The organism is Streptomyces sp. ALB3 (assembly GCF_044385685.1).
Taxonomy (GTDB): domain Bacteria; phylum Actinomycetota; class Actinomycetes; order Streptomycetales; family Streptomycetaceae; genus Streptomyces.
Map to the genome: position 1 here is coordinate 55,706 of NZ_JBISCE010000037.1, position 14,140 is coordinate 69,845.

The following is a 14,140-nucleotide window of genomic DNA, read 5'->3' on the forward strand; positions in this document are numbered from 1 at the left end:
TCCCATACAGCGGTGCGGGGTCAGGTGGTAGGAGGTCTTCCGGTGGCGCGGCGGGCGGTGGTGCGGAACGTGGTGAAGCCGGCTGTTCCCGACGGCGCGTCACCGGCGGGCGCGGTGGCGAAGAGGCCGAGCAGCGCGCCGACCCAGCGCCAGGGGGTGGCGGCGAAGACCTGGCCCGACGCCCTGAAGCCGGTCCCGTCGCCGGTGTCGGCGTAGAAGCGGCAGCGTGCGCCCCGGGTGACCTCGATGCGGACGCGGACGGCGGCGTCCGGCGCGGGGCGGGCGTGTTCGGCGTCCCGCTCGTGCTCGGCCACGGTCTCGGCGTACCGGTGCACGAGCCGGGCCGTCCCGTCGGCCCCGTTCTCCAGGCCGATCCACGAGAACGCGTCCCCGAGCACGGCGAGCCCGGCCTTGGCCCCCGGCTCCCCGGAGTCCAGCGTGATGCCGGTCTCGACGACGAACTCCTCGGCGGGCAGCCGCTGGACCAGGACGTTGGGAAGCGCGCGCAGATCGTGCGCGTACGCGGTCCGTACGCAGCTCAGGCGCAGGCCGTCGCCGCTGTGCCCGACGGTCCAGCCGGGCCGCGGGTTGGCCGTCCACTGCCACTGGCGGCCGTACCGCCCGCCGGGGAAGTCGTCGCTGGAGGCGGGTGCCCCCGCGCTCTGCTCCGGGGCCTCGGGGCGGCGGTGCGCCAGGACGGGTTCGCCGTCGTCGCCGATGACCGGCCAGCCCCCCTCCCAGCGCATCGGCTGGAGGTGCACCACACGGCCGTACGCGCCACGGGCCTGGAAGTGCAGGAACCAGTCCTCGCCGGCGGCGGTCCGGACCCAGCCGCCCTGGTGCGGGCCGTTGACCTCGGTGCTGCCCTGTTCCAGGACGACCCGCTCCTCGTAGGGCCCGGCGAACGTGCGCGAGCGGAAGGCACCCTGCCAGCCGGTCTCCACTCCCCCGGCGGGCGCGAGGATCCAGAACCAGCCGTCGTGCCTGTAGAGCTTGGGGCCTTCCAGGGTGAACCAGCCGGGGATGGTGTCGGCGTCGACGAGGGTGGTGCCCTCGTCGAGGAGCTCGCGTCCGTCGGCGCTCATCCGGTGGCCGGTGAGCCGGTTCTTGATGCCGGAGCGGGACTTCGCCCAGGCGTGCACCAGGTAGGCCTCGCCGGTCTCCTCGTCCCACAGCGGGCAGGCGTCGATCAGGCCCTTGCCCGCCTTCACGAGGTGCGGGGCGCTCCAGGGGCCGCGGATGTCCTCGGCGTTGATCTGCTGGATGCCGTGGTCCGGGTCCCCCCAGAAGATCCAGAAGCGCCCGGCGTGGTGGCGCAGCGAGGGCGCCCAGACCCCGCAGTCGTGGCGGGGGACGGCGAAGTCGGCGTCCGGTCCGAGCCGGTCGAGGGCGTGGCCGACGAGGGTCCAGTTGACGAGGTCGCGGGAGTGCAGCAGGGGCAGGCCGGGGACGCGTCCGAAGCTGGACGCGGTGAGGTAGAAGTCCTCCCCGACGCGCACGACGTCCGGGTCGGACCAGTCGGCGTTCAGGACCGGGTTGCGATAGGTGCCGTCCCCGAGGTCGGCCGTCCAGGGCATCGTCATGCGGTCACCGCCTTGCGGACGTGGGCCGCCGCGGCGTCCCGGTCGAAGCGTCCGTCGGCGACGACGGTGACGACGCGGCGCACGACGGTGGCTCCCGCGGGGACGGGGAGCCTGTGCTCCGCGGCGAGGGAGGAGCCGACCCCCGGGTACTCGGTGGTCCGCACGAACCACGGGTCGCGCCGGGTCTCGTCGGTCGCGCCGGCGAAGACGAGCGTCCAGCCGTCCCCGGCGAGTGCCAGCCAGTCGGCGGTCCTGCCGTGCACGGCGTCCTCACCGTCGAGCGTTCCGCTGAACACGGCGGGTGCCGCGCTCTCCTTGGGGGCGCGCCAGAAGAAGCCGCCGTATCCGGCGCCGGGACGGCCGTTGGTGGCGGGGCTGCCGATGGAGAGGTCCCTGCCGCCGCGGTTGGTGAGGGAGAAGGAGAAGTCCAGCGCCCAGGCCGTGTCGGAGAGTTCGCTCGCGGCGACGGTGCGGTGCTCGCGCAGCAGTTCGGCGCCGTCGGCCTCCCAGCTGAGCTCCTCCACGAAGCCGTCCGGGTCGCGCAGCTTCCAGCCGAGGTGGCGCTGCGTCCCGTGGTTGTCGAGCCAGGTGGGGCCCTGGTCGCGGACGAAGGTCCGTCCGCCCCAGAAGTTGTGTCCGGCCACGTCGGGCACCGCGACGGAGACGCCCAGGTGGTGGATGTGGTCGGCGGGGCGCTCCTCGGTCACGGGAGTGCCGGCGAGGGTGGTGACGGGGTGCAGAAAGGGCCGGCCCGCCGGCCCGGGCCGGTGGCTGTAGCGGCCGACGGGGCGTCCGGCGCAGCTGAGGAGTGCGGTGGTCACGGTGTGCTCACCTCGCTGGGGCGCGCCCAGGACGCGCCTAGTTCGGAGAAGAGGGTGAGGGTGTCGGCGGCGGCGGCGACGGTCCCGTCGATGCCGCGCACGATGCGCCGCACCCCGTCGCCCTTGTCGGCCGGCCGGGTGTGCCAGGCGGTGGCGGGCAGCGCGGTGGGTTCGGGGGCGGTGCGTACGGCCTCCAGGACCCGCATGAACGCGCCGGTCCGTTCCGGCGGTACGAGGAGCGCGGTGCCGTGCTCCAGGTGGTCGACGAGGTTCTCCAGGAGGTCGGTCCGTCCGTGCACTGCCTCGTCGGGGCCGTGCCCGGCCCGCTGGACGAGGACCCGGTCCTGCTTGTACCAGAAGGTGACGCGGCCCCGGTCGCCGTGGACGATCACGTACGGCTCCCCGGCCTCCTCCGCGCAGAGGGTGACGGCGACGGTCACCGGAAGGCCGTCGGTGGTGGTGACGCGGACGCAGCTGGTGTCGTCGGACTCGATGTCGTGGGCCCTGAACAGCTCGGTCTCGATGGATGCCACGTCCTCGGCCGTCCCCCGGCCGGCGAGTTCGAGCGCGGTGGCCACGGCGTGCGCCAGCGGGTTGGTGAGCACCCCGTCGACCACGTCCGTCCCGTCCATCCTGCGGCGCCCGGCCCAGGGCGCCCGCCTGAAGTAGGCGTCGTCGCGGACCCAGGCACCCGCGGCGCCGACGCCCCGGACGGTACCGATGGCCCCGGAGCGTACGAGGTCCTGGATGGCCCGCACGGCGTGCGAGCCGAAGGACTGGAAGCCGATCTGGCAGGCGACGCCCGCCTCCCGCACGCCTTCGGCCATGCGGGCGTAGTCGGCCCACGTCGCGGCGGGCGGCTTCTCCAGGAGGAGGTGGACGCCCCGGGCCGCGGCGGTCAGGGCGAGGGTGGTGTGCGTCGGGATGGGGGTGCAGACGACGGCCGCGCGCGCGCCGGTGGAGTCCAGGAGGGCCCCGAAGTCGGCGGACTGCTCGGGCATCTCCCCGGTGAACATCTCCAGTTCGGCATCGGTGAGCGGGTTCAGTTCACAGATTCCGGCCAGCCTGACCAGGCCCTGGTGCTGGAGCCTGCGGATGTTGGCGAGGTGCCAGCGGCCGTGGCCGCGGGCGCCGGCCAGGACGAGGGGCACGGGGGTGGTGGCGCTCATCGGCCGGCCCTCCCCGCTCCGGCCCCGCGGGCCACGTCGGCGGCGGCGTCCTGGGCACTGTCGACCGGGCCGTGCAGAGTGGGCGTCCAGCCGGTGTCGCTGGCGAGATCGGTCTCGCTGCCCGAGTTGTAGGAGTTGTAGAGGGAGACCAGGTCGACCGGGAACCCGTTGAACACGGTGCCCCGCTGGGTGAGGGCGCTGCCGTTCCAGCTCTTCACCAGGTCGGCGGCCTCGACGTGCCCCGGGGTCTCGAAGGCGTTGTTCTCGGCGACGATCCGGGACTCGGTGGAGACCCCGAGGGAGTAGCGGTGGTCGCCGTCCCCGGGGATGACGTAGCGGTTGTTGTAGAGGTGCACCTGGCCGAACCGGACCCGGGGGGCACGCTGCACGACGGAGTGGAACTCGTTGTGGTGCAGGGTGACGCGGAGCTTGCCCCGGTCGGTGGTCACGCCGTCGCCGTTACCGATCAGCATCGCCTTGTCGTGATCGGCGAACCGGCTCCACGAGACGGTGACGAGGTCGGAGCCGTTGGTGATGTCCAGGAGCCCGTCGTGGCGGAGGTAGTTCCGCCCGAAGTGGGTGGGCTCCCGGTCGTCCGGGTGGCCCTTGTCGCTGGCGGTGACGTGGTCGACCCAGACGTGGGTGGCGCCGCGCAGCCACAGCGTGTCGTAGGCGGTCTTCCAGTCGCCGAGGCCCCCGGTGTTGGGCTGCCAGGCCGGGAAGCAGTCGTAGGCGTCGCGGAGTTCGATGTTGCGGATGATGACGTTGTCCGCGTCCTTGACCTGGAGGCTCGCGCCCTTGAGTACGGCGTTCGCTCCGATGCCGACGATCGTGGTGTTCGACCCGACCGGCAGTTCGACGCGCTCGGCCTGGCGTGCGGCGGACGCCTTGCGGGCGTCCTCCTGCGGTCCGGCCGGCTTGGCGCCGCCCCACGTGCGGGGGTCGTAGGCGGCCAGGTACGCGTCGAGCCGGTAGCCGTCGGTGGCGTAGTCGGCGCAGTCGAGCCGCCGCCCCCGGTCGTCGGTGTTGGCGTCGATCGTGCCCGCCACCCGGATGATCTTGGGGACGGAGCTGCCGCCGTCGAGCGCCGCGACGAGCTGGGCACGGTTGCGCACGGTGAGGACGTGGTCCTCGTCGGCGGCCGAGCCTCCGGTCGTTCCCGTGCCTTCCGCGGCCCAGCCGTCGTTGTCGGCGAGCACCTCCCGGCCGAGGTCACGGCCGGGCGCGGAAGCCTCCGGCGCCGTGCCGGGCGAGGTCGTGGCCGCCCGGGCGCCCGGCTGGAGGGCCAGGCTGCCCAGCAGCAGGGCGAGCGCGGCGGCGGCGCGGCGCGTCGTACGGGGGCGGAGCTTCCAGGTCATCTGCGTCATCCCTTCACGGCGCCGGCGCTGAAGCCGGTGATGAGCCACTTCTGGATGAAGGCGAAGACGATCACCACCGGCACGGCGGCGATCACTCCGCCCGCGGCCAGTGCCCCCAGGTCGACGCTGTCGGCGCCGATCAGGGTGTTGAGGCCGACCGGGATCGTCTGCTTGTCCTGTTCACTGAGGAACATCAGGGCGAACAGGAAGTGGTTCCAGCTGTGGACGAAGGCGAACGATCCGACCGCGATCAGTCCGGGGCGCAGGAGCGGCAGGACGACGGCGCAGAAGGCCTTGAAGCGCGAGCAGCCGTCCACCCAGGCGGCCTCTTCGAGGGAGACCGGGACGTTCTTGATGAAGCCGCTGATCAGGATGATCGACAGGGGCAGCTGGAAGACGGTCTCGGCGATGACGACGCTCCCGAGGGAGTTGATCATCTGGAGGTTCTTGAAGATCTCGAAGAGCGGCACGAGCATCAGGGCGCCCGGGATGAACTGCGAGCAGAGCAGCGCCAGCATGAAGGCGCCCTTGATCTTGAAGTCGAACCGGGCCAGGGCGTATCCGCCGGCCAGCGCGACCAGGGTCGTGGCGATCAGTGTGGCGACGCCGACGATCATGCTGTTCTGGAAGAAGACGGCGAAGCTCCGCTCGTTCCAGACCTTGGAGAAGTGCTCCCCCGTCATGGGCCAGGGCACCAGCGAGGTCGAGCCTGCGGGCCGTACGGCGAAGAGGAGCATCCAGTAGAACGGTATGAGCGTGAAGAGCAGGTAGATGCCGAGGGGCACGTAGATCTGCCAGCGCGGTACGTCGTCGAAGGCACGCTCGCGCTTGGCGCGGCGGTGTGAGGAGGGCGGCGGGGCGGAGTTCCCCCGGGACGGTCCCGGCGTGCGGGCGCCGTTCTTCTCCACGAGTGCGGCAGTCACTTGTTGTCGCCTCCGAACTTGCTCAGGCGCAGATAGACGATCGAGCAGAAGAGGAGGATCACGAAGGCGACGGTGGTGAGCGCGGACGCGTATCCGAAGTCGTGGCCCTCGATGCCTGTGTTGGCTACGTAGAGCGGCAGGGTGGTGGTCTCGCCCGCCGGCCCGCCGCCGGTGAGGGTGTAGAGCAGGTCGACGTTGTTGAACTCCCAGACCCCGCGCAGCAGGGTGGCCAGGATGATCGCGTCGCGCAGGTGCGGGAGCGTGATGTGGAAGAACTGCCGCATCCGGCCCGCGCCGTCCACCGACGCCGCCTCGTACAGCTCCTTGGAGACGGACTGCAGGTCGGCGAGGATGAGGATGGCGAAGAAGGGGACTCCGCGCCACAGTTCGGTGATGGTCGCCGCCCAGAAGACGGTCCCGGTGTCGGAGAGGACCGAGGTGCCGTACTCACCGATCCCGGCGTCCGCGAGGTAGCGGCTGAAGCCGGTCGAGGAGTTGTAGAGCAGGATCCAGATGGTGCTGGTGAGCACCCCGGAGACGGCCCAGGGCGAGAAGACCATGGCGCGGGATATGCCGCGGCCGATGAAGGTCTGGTTGACGATCAGGGCGAGGGCGAGTCCGAGTGCCAGCTGCAGCGTCACCTGGGTGAAGACCCACTGGGCGCTGAAGGTGAGCGTCGGCCAGAACTGCTCGTCCTCGGTGAAGATGCGGGTGAAGTTGTCGAAGCCGGCGAAGCCGTTCCGCCACGGCTTGGTGACGTTGTAGTTCTGCAGGCTGTAGTAGAAGACGCTGATCACCGGGTAGGCGATGAAGCCCAGCATCAGCAGGCCCGCCGGCGCGATCAGCAGATACGGCAGGCGGCGTGGTGTGGCTGAGCGGCGCTTGGACGCCTTCCCCTTGGGGGGCGGTGTGGCCACGGCTGCGGATTGGGCCATGACGCGTCTCCGATCTCTGGAAAGTGCTGGATGTGCCGTTCTTTCGGTGCGTGGTGCAAGCGCTTACCATTTGCCGTTCGGCGACCCGGACGGGGTGGCGCGCGGAATTCTCTTCGCCCGGTTCAGCCCGCGTACGGGTCGGGCACTTCTCCCTGGCGGGCCAGGAACGCGAAGTCGCAGCCGGTGTCGGCCTGGGTGATCTGGTCCTGGTAGAGCGCCCCGTAGCCACGTCCGTAGCGGGCGGGCGGCTCGGTCCACCGCGACCTGCGCAGCTCCAGCTCCTCGTCGGACACGTCGAGGTGGAGCAGCCGCGCCTCGACGTCCAGCGTGATCAGGTCACCGGTGCGGACCAGGGCGAGCGGACCGCCGACGAAGGACTCGGGGGCGACGTGCAGGACGCAGGCGCCGTAGCTGGTGCCGCTCATGCGGGCGTCGGAGATCCGCACCATGTCCCGCACACCCTGCTTCAGCAGGTAGTCCGGGATCGGCAGCATGCCGTACTCGGGCATGCCCGGGCCGCCCTTGGGACCGGCGTTGCGGAGCACCAGCACGTGGTCCGGGGTGAGGGCCAGGGCCGGGTCGTTGATGGTGCTCTGCATCGTCCTGTAGTCGTCGAAGACGACCGCCGGCCCGGTGTGACGCAGCAGGTGCGGTTCGGCGGCGATGTGCTTGATGACCGCGCCGTCCGGGCAGAGGTTGCCGCGCAGGACCGCCACACCGCCCTCCTCCGCCAGCGGGTTGCCACGCTCGCGGATGACGTCGGTGTTGTGGACGAGCGCCCCGTCGAGCTGTTCACGCATCGTGCTGTGCGTGACGGTGGGCCGGTCCAGGTGGAGCACGTCGGTGAGCTGCGCCAGGAAGCCGGGCAGCCCTCCGGCGAAGTGGAAGTCCTCCATCAGGTACTTGCCGCCGGGGCGGAGGTTGGCGAGGACGGGCACGGTGCGGGCGATGCGGTCGAAGTCGTCCAGGGTGAGCTTCACCCCGGAGCGGCCCGCCATCGCGATCAGGTGGATGACGGCGTTGGTGGAGCCTCCGAGGGCGAGGACGGTGGCGACCGCGTCCTCGTAGGCGTCCGCCGTGAGGATGCGCGACAGCTTCAGCTGCTGCCACACCAGTTCGACGATCCGGATCCCGGACTGTGCCGCCATCCGGTCGTGACCGGAGTCCACGGCCGGGATGGACGAGGCACCCGGCACCGTGACCCCCAGCGCCTCGGCGGCGGCCGTCAGGGTCGAGGCGGTGCCCATCGTCATGCAGTGGCCCGGCGAACGGGCCAGCCCGTTCTCCAGCTCGGCCATCTCGCAGTCGCCGATCAGGCCGGCCCGCTTGTCGTCCCAGTACTTCCACATGTCCGTGCCGGAGCCCAGGACCTCGTTGCGCCAGTGGCCCGGCAGCATGGGCCCCGCGGGCACGAAGACCGTCGGCAGGTCGACGGACGCGGCGCCCATGAGCAGCGCGGGTGTGGACTTGTCGCAGCCGCCCAGCAGCACGGCGCCGTCGACGGGGTAGGAGCGCAGCAGCTCCTCCGTCTCCATCGCCAGCATGTTGCGGTAGAGCATCGGGGTCGGCTTCTGGAAGGTCTCCGAGAGCGTGGAGACCGGGAACTCGAGCGGGAAGCCGCCCGCCTGCCAGACGCCCCGCTTGACCGCCTGAGCCCGTTCACGCAGATGGACGTGGCAGGGGTTGATGTCGGACCAGGTGTTGAGGATCGCGATGACCGGCTTGCCCAGGTGCTCCTCGGGGAGGTAGCCGAGCTGCCGGGTGCGGGCGCGGTGGCTGAACGAGCGGAGCCCGTCCGTGCCGTACCACTGGTGACTGCGCAGCTCCTCGGGAGCTGCGCGGCGGCCTGCCGTGCCGGTGTCGCTCATACGGACCACCCGGCGACCAGACCGGCGACCTCGGCGCGCTGGTCCTCGGGCAGTGCCCGGCTCGGCGCGCGTACGTCGCGGCGGCAGAGCCCCAGCGAGGCCAGGGCCTCCTTGACGACCGTCACGTTGTTGGCGGACTGCCGGTCGGCGCGCAGGTCCTCGAAGCGGCGGATCTGTTCCCAGACCTTCATCGCCGCGAGGTAGTCGCCCGCCCGCAGCGCCTCCAGCATGGCCAGCGAGACACCGGGGGCGACGTTGACGAGCCCGGAGGTGAATCCGGTGGCGCCGGTAGCGAAGTAGGACGGGGCGTACAGCTCGGCGAGCCCGGCGACCCACACGAAGCGCTCCAGGCCCGCGTCGCGGGCGAACGCGCCGAAGCGGGCGGCGTCCGGGACGGCGTACTTCACGCCGATGACGTTGGGGCAGCTGTCGGCGAGCTCGGCGAGACGCTCGCCGGCGAGCAGCGGGTTGCGGACGTACGGGACGACCCCGAGCCCGGGTACGGCCTCGGCGATGGCCCGGTGGTAGTCGATCCAGCCGTCCTGCGAGACGTAGGGGTGCACCGGCTGATGGACCATCACCATCTCGGCCCCGGCGTCCCTGGCGTGCTCGGCGGCGGCCACGGCGGTCGGCACGTCATGGCCGACTCCCACCAGGACGGTGGCCCGGCCGCGCACCTCCTCGATGGTGAGCTCGGTGACGGCACGCCGCTCGTCGGGGGTGAGCGCGTAGAACTCACCGGTGTTGCCGTTCGGGGTGACGATGCGGACACCGCCGTCGAGGAGCCGTCGCAGCAGGGCGCGGTGCGCCGGGACGTCGATGCTCCCGTCCTCGGTGAACGGGGTGACAGGGATCGCCACAACGTCTGCGAGGGCCGCCTTCAGCGGGGTGAGGTCCATGCGGACCAGCCTTTCGTCGAGGTGCTGGTGAGCCGTGTCCAGCTGGTGGTTCACGTCGTGTCACCCCCGTCTTCGTCGTCGGGGAAGGCACGGCGTACGAAGGATGCGATGTGGTCGCGCAGAGCGCCTGCGGCGGCTTCCGCGTCGTCGGCGAGGGCGAGCCGCAGGATCTCGCGGTGCTCGGCCGCCTCGCGTTCCCAGGACGGGATCGCCGACCAGGCCACGGTCGACACGAGTGCGGCCTGGTCCCGGACCTCGTCGAGCATCCGGGCGAGCAGCGGGTTGCCGCAGGGCAGGTAGAGGGCCCGGTGGAAGTCGCGGTTGGCGAGCGACCTGTCCGCCTTGTCGATCGCCGAGTCGGACCGCTCCAGGGCCTCCTGGGCCGCCTCGAGCGAGACCTTGCGGGTGATGGAGCGCCGCAGCGCCTCCGGCTCCAGGAGGAGGCGTACGTCGTAGACCTCGCGGGCCATGGCCGCGTCGACGAGCCGCACGGTGGCGCCCTTGTACTGGCTCATGACGACGAGCCCGGTGCCGGCGAGCGTCTTCAGCGCCTCGCGCACGGGCGTCTTCGACACCCCGAACTGTGCGGCGAGCTCCGTCTCCACGAGCGCCTGTCCCGGGGTCAGCTGTGCGGTGAGGATGGCGTGCTTGATCGCCTCCAGCACGTACTGGGTCCTGGACGGAATCGGGGCAGGCGCAAAGGTCATGGGTGAGGAGCTCTCCATCTGGCGTATCGCGTCTCATATATGACGTACGAAGTACGACGCGATGAAGCTAGAGCGGCAGGGATGTTTCGTCAACGCTTCTGACAGAAGAAGTTCGGCGAACATGGAACGCGGGCATCGCGGGGGGCCGCCCCGCACCGTCCGGCGCATCCGGGCCGAAACGGCCGCAGGCCCCCGGCTGCACGCCGGGGACCTGCGGTGACGGGAGGGGAACCGCTCCCGGATCAGCGGGCGCCGAGGGCCGAGAGGGCCTTCGTGACGGCGCTCAGATCCGGATCGGAGGCCAGGCCCGCGTGATACAGGCGCAGTTCGTCCGCGCCGAGCGAGGCCGCGTGCGCGGCGTCCCGTTCCAGCGTGCCGGGGCTGCCGCCCATACCGCTGACCACGTTGAAGTTCGCCGCGAGCACGCCGGACAGCCCCGCGAACGGACCGAGCACGGCCTCCCGTGCCGCGTCGCCGCCGGTGCTGGGCAGCACGACACCGTCCGCGACGGACATGATGTGGGCGGGGTCCGTCCCGACGTTGGCCCCGGTGCGGTAGGAGGCGGGGTCGGCGTGCAGGAGGACCTGGAAGTCCGGTCCCGGCGCGGCGGCCCGCACAGCGGCCACAGCGGCCTCCTGGAGGCCCCGGGCCACCTGCCGGCGCCACCCCAGGGTGGCCTCGGCGAGGCCGGCGCCGAGAAGCTCCTCGACGCCGGCCCAGCCCTGCCCGCCGGACCCGGATCCGGCCCAGACCGGTTCCAGGGCGCGGCGCACGCGGGCGCCCAGTTCGTCGGCGTCCAGCCCCCCGGCGGCGTAGCCGGCCCGGCAGGCGGCGCAGAAGCAGAGCGACATCAGGTACTGCGCCGCGTCCCCGAGAGCGACCCCGGAGGTCTTGTCGTGGGCGTGCAGATGGGCGAAGCCGTACCAGCCGCACGACTCCAGCTCGGTGCCCGACGCCCCGGGGCGCACGGCCGCCTCCGCCGCCAGGTCCACCAGGTACGCGTGGACGGCGGGCTGCGCGATGCACGGCGCCCAGGGGTAGCGGTCGCCGTAGGCGTTGACCACGGAGGTCTCCGGGTGTTCCGCGCCCAGGCGGGAGCTGTGCGCGAGGACCACCCAGGAGTGCACCTGGAGCCCGGCACCCGCCAGGGCCTCGGCCGCCTCAGCGTACGGGTCGTCCCCCGCCACCCAGGACTGGACGTGGGGGCGGAGGCCGCGCCCCGTCCAGCGGGTGGCGTCCGGGGGGTAGAGCACCGCCGCGTGTTCGGCGGTGACGATCCGGCGGCCGGGGTGGCGCGGGGTCAGCGCGCGGGTGGAGTGGTAGGCGGAGGCGAGCGTCACCTGCTGGACGCCCAGGGCGGCCAGGCGGGCGGCGGCGTCCGGGTCCCCGACGACGTCCCAGGGGTAGAGAAAGGCTGAGGCCTTCACTTCGCCTCCCGCACGCGGTACTTCTCCAGCAGCGCGCGGCCGTTCGCGATGATCGAGGTCAGCTCCTCGATGTGCGCGGCCGTCGGCTCGGTGAGCGGGGTGCGGACGGGGCCGACGTCCAGGCCCTCCAGCCGGACGGCGGCCTTCACCAGCGACACCGCGTAGCCCCGGCCCTTGGCCCGCAGCTCGACGAGCGGCCGGTAGAAGTGGTCGAGCAGCGCGTTCACCAGGTCGTCGTCGCCGGAGTCCATGGCCCGGTAGAAGGCGAGGGCGATGTCGGGCGCGAAGGCGAAGACGGCCGAGGAGTAGAGCGTGACACCGACGCCCCGGTAGGCGAGTCCGGTGAGCTCGGCGGTGGGCAGCCCGTTGAAGTAGAGGAAGTCCTCGCCGGGCAGTCCGGTGCGCACGGCGCTGACGATGCGCTGCATCAGGTCGAGGTCGCCGTAGCCGTCCTTGAGGCCGATGATTCCGGGGGTGCGGGCCAGCGCGACGACGGTCTCCGGGGTGAAGACGGCGTTGTCCCGCTGGTAGACGACCGTCTCCAGGGAGGTGGCCCCGGCGAGGGCGGTGTAGTGGGCCAGCAGCCCCTCCTGGCCGGCGACGACGAGGTAGGGCGGCATGGCGAGGAGCCCGTCCGCTCCCGCCTCCTCGGCGAGCTTCGCGTACTGGACCGCGAGCGCCGTTCCGTAGCCGGCGCCGGCGACGACGGGCACCGCTCCCGCGGTCTCCTCGACCGCCGCCCGCACGACGAGCCGGAACTCCTCCGGTGTCAGCGCGTGGAATTCGCCGGTGCCGCAGCAGGCGAAGACGGCTGCCGCACCGGCGTCCACACCCGCGCGCACGTGCGCGCGGAAGACGTCGAGACCGACGGTGCCGTCCGGCCCGTAGGGGGTGACGGGGAAGAAGAGCGGCCCGGCGACATCGGTGAGTCGGGCGGCAAGGGGGGCTGAGGTCACGGGCGCTCCCTGAGCTGGTTCAGGCGTGCACAATTATGATCGGTGTCCATATTTCTGAACGCCGCCACGCTAAGGCAGCTTCGCGGCACCGGTCAAGGCGCGGGTGGCCGACCCCGGACCGACTCTTCGACACCGGTCGGCACTTGACGAGGTCCGCCGCATGTTCTTAGCGTGTCCACGCATGTGAATGCCGTCCACGGATTTGACGGTTTCGGGCGGTTGCGTGACATCTGCGTGCCACGCGTACCTTGCTGTCCGTAGGTCCGGCCCCCCGCAGCACCGCACCGCCCGCGCACACCGCGCCCGCGCCCCGCGCGCCCGCACCGAGGAGAACCCGTATGCCAGCTCCCCGCACCGTCCTTCTCACCGGCGCCGCCGGCGGCCTCGGCACCCTGATGCGGGGACTGCTCCCCGCGTACGGCTACGACCTCAGGCTCTTCGACGTCGCCCCCATCGAGGGCGAACCCGGCGCCGTCACCGCCGACCTCGGCGACAAGGCCGCGCTGCGGGAGGCCGTGCGGGGCGTCGACGCGGTCATCCACCTCGCGGGCATCTCCCTGGAGTCCTCGTTCGACAAGATCCTGCGGTCCAACATCGAGGGCACGTACAACCTCTACGAGGCGGCACGGGAGGAGGGCGTCGGGCGCATCGTGTTCGCCTCCTCCAACCACGCCATCGGCTACACCCCGCGCCCGCTCGACGGGGACCCGCTGATCCCGGTCGACACCCCCCGCCGCCCCGACACCTTCTACGGCCTGTCGAAGTCCTTCGGCGAGGACCTCGCCCAGTTCTACTGGGACAAGCACGGCGTGGAGACCGTCTCCGTGCGCATCGGCTCCTGCTTCATGGAGCCGACGTCGGTGCGGATGCTGTCCGTCTGGATGAGCCCCGGCGACGGCGCCCGCCTCTTCCACGCGGCCCTCACCGCCGAGGACGTGCGGCACACCGTGGTCTACGGCTCGTCCGACAACACCCGCCTGTGGTGGGACCTGACGACCGCCCGGTCCCTCGGCTACGAGCCGCAGGACGACTCCGAGCAGTACGCGGACAAGCTCGTGGCGGAGCAGGGCGAGCTGGACCCCGCGAATCCCGACCACGCCCGCCTCGGCGGCCACTTCGTCACGAACCCGCCGATCTGGCCCTACTGATCCCGGCCGCCGGGCTCGGGCCGCCGGCCGGAAACTCGTGTGACGCGCCGCCGCGGGAGGGACACCATACGAGCATGCCGAAACCTTCCGGATTCCAGTACGAGTCGCACGGCGACGCGAGCGTGACGCTCACCCACCACGGCCGCCCCGCCGGCACCCTGCGCGGCGGCCGTGCGGAGAAGTTCCTGGCCGAGGTGGAGTCCGGGGACGCCCAGCTCGTCATGGCGCGCTGGACGGGCGCGTACAGGCACGGCAACGAGCGCGCCGCCCGCGAGCACCCGCGCAACCGGGCGCGGGGCGGGCGCTGAGCCGTACGGCGCAAGCCCGCGAAGGTAAGGGAACGGCA

At 71.9% G+C, this 14,140-nt stretch carries 13 protein-coding genes; 2 read left to right on the plus strand and 11 right to left on the minus strand.

From position 1 onward, the window contains the following. Nucleotides 1-20 precede the first annotated feature (20 nt). The 11 genes from ACHFIV_RS22335 to ACHFIV_RS22385 form a co-directional block, all read right to left on the minus strand. Nucleotides 21-1,583, minus strand: a complete 1,563-nt coding sequence (locus ACHFIV_RS22335) for a glycoside hydrolase family 43 protein (protein WP_398971852.1) — start codon at nt 1,581-1,583, stop codon at nt 21-23. Next, nucleotides 1,580-2,404 (minus strand): PmoA family protein, encoded by an 825-nt coding sequence (locus ACHFIV_RS22340; protein ID WP_398971855.1) that lies wholly within the window; start codon nt 2,402-2,404, stop codon nt 1,580-1,582. Before ACHFIV_RS22340 ends, ACHFIV_RS22335 begins: the two co-directional genes overlap by 4 nt. Then, nucleotides 2,401-3,573, minus strand: a complete 1,173-nt coding sequence (locus ACHFIV_RS22345) for a Gfo/Idh/MocA family protein (protein WP_398971858.1) — start codon at nt 3,571-3,573, stop codon at nt 2,401-2,403. The genes ACHFIV_RS22340 and ACHFIV_RS22345 overlap by 4 nt, the downstream gene beginning before the upstream one ends. Continuing rightward, nucleotides 3,570-4,931: a polysaccharide lyase family 1 protein gene (locus tag ACHFIV_RS22350; protein WP_398971861.1), complete on the minus strand. Its 1,362-nt coding sequence runs from the start codon at nt 4,929-4,931 to the stop codon at nt 3,570-3,572. Before ACHFIV_RS22350 ends, ACHFIV_RS22345 begins: the two co-directional genes overlap by 4 nt. A gap of 5 nt (nt 4,932-4,936) precedes the next feature. Then, nucleotides 4,937-5,854 carry a carbohydrate ABC transporter permease gene (locus tag ACHFIV_RS22355; RefSeq protein ID WP_398971864.1) on the minus strand — a complete coding sequence of 306 codons (918 nt, stop codon included), beginning with the start codon at nt 5,852-5,854 and terminating at the stop codon, nt 4,937-4,939. Then, nucleotides 5,851-6,789 (minus strand): carbohydrate ABC transporter permease, encoded by a 939-nt coding sequence (locus tag ACHFIV_RS22360; protein ID WP_398971865.1) that lies wholly within the window; start codon nt 6,787-6,789, stop codon nt 5,851-5,853. Before ACHFIV_RS22360 ends, ACHFIV_RS22355 begins: the two co-directional genes overlap by 4 nt. Before the next feature lie 122 nt (nt 6,790-6,911). Further along, a complete protein-coding gene (gene araD, locus ACHFIV_RS22365; RefSeq protein ID WP_398971867.1) occupies nt 6,912-8,657 on the minus strand; it encodes an L-arabinonate dehydratase in 1,746 nt (581 codons plus the stop codon). Continuing rightward, nucleotides 8,654-9,556 carry a dihydrodipicolinate synthase family protein gene (locus ACHFIV_RS22370; RefSeq protein ID WP_398972552.1) on the minus strand — a complete coding sequence of 301 codons (903 nt, stop codon included), beginning with the start codon at nt 9,554-9,556 and terminating at the stop codon, nt 8,654-8,656. Before ACHFIV_RS22370 ends, araD begins: the two co-directional genes overlap by 4 nt. 50 nt (nt 9,557-9,606) lie before the next feature. Then, on the minus strand, nt 9,607-10,263 hold the full coding sequence (locus ACHFIV_RS22375; RefSeq protein ID WP_398971870.1) for a GntR family transcriptional regulator: 657 nt from the start codon (nt 10,261-10,263) through the stop codon (nt 9,607-9,609). Nucleotides 10,264-10,505: 242 nt separating this feature from the next. Beyond that, nucleotides 10,506-11,690: a hypothetical protein gene (locus ACHFIV_RS22380; protein WP_398971873.1), complete on the minus strand. Its 1,185-nt coding sequence runs from the start codon at nt 11,688-11,690 to the stop codon at nt 10,506-10,508. Further along, nucleotides 11,687-12,646, minus strand: a complete 960-nt coding sequence (locus ACHFIV_RS22385; RefSeq protein WP_398971876.1) for a 5-dehydro-4-deoxyglucarate dehydratase — start codon at nt 12,644-12,646, stop codon at nt 11,687-11,689. Before ACHFIV_RS22385 ends, ACHFIV_RS22380 begins: the two co-directional genes overlap by 4 nt. A 338-nt stretch (nt 12,647-12,984) precedes the next feature. On the opposite strand from ACHFIV_RS22385, the gene ACHFIV_RS22390 reads away from it, so the two are divergent. After that, on the plus strand, nt 12,985-13,794 hold the full coding sequence (locus tag ACHFIV_RS22390; protein WP_398971878.1) for an NAD-dependent epimerase/dehydratase family protein: 810 nt from the start codon (nt 12,985-12,987) through the stop codon (nt 13,792-13,794). 74 nt (nt 13,795-13,868) lie between these two features. Then, a complete protein-coding gene (locus ACHFIV_RS22395) occupies nt 13,869-14,102 on the plus strand; it encodes a hypothetical protein (protein WP_398971881.1) in 234 nt (77 codons plus the stop codon). Nucleotides 14,103-14,140: the final 38 nt, after the last annotated feature.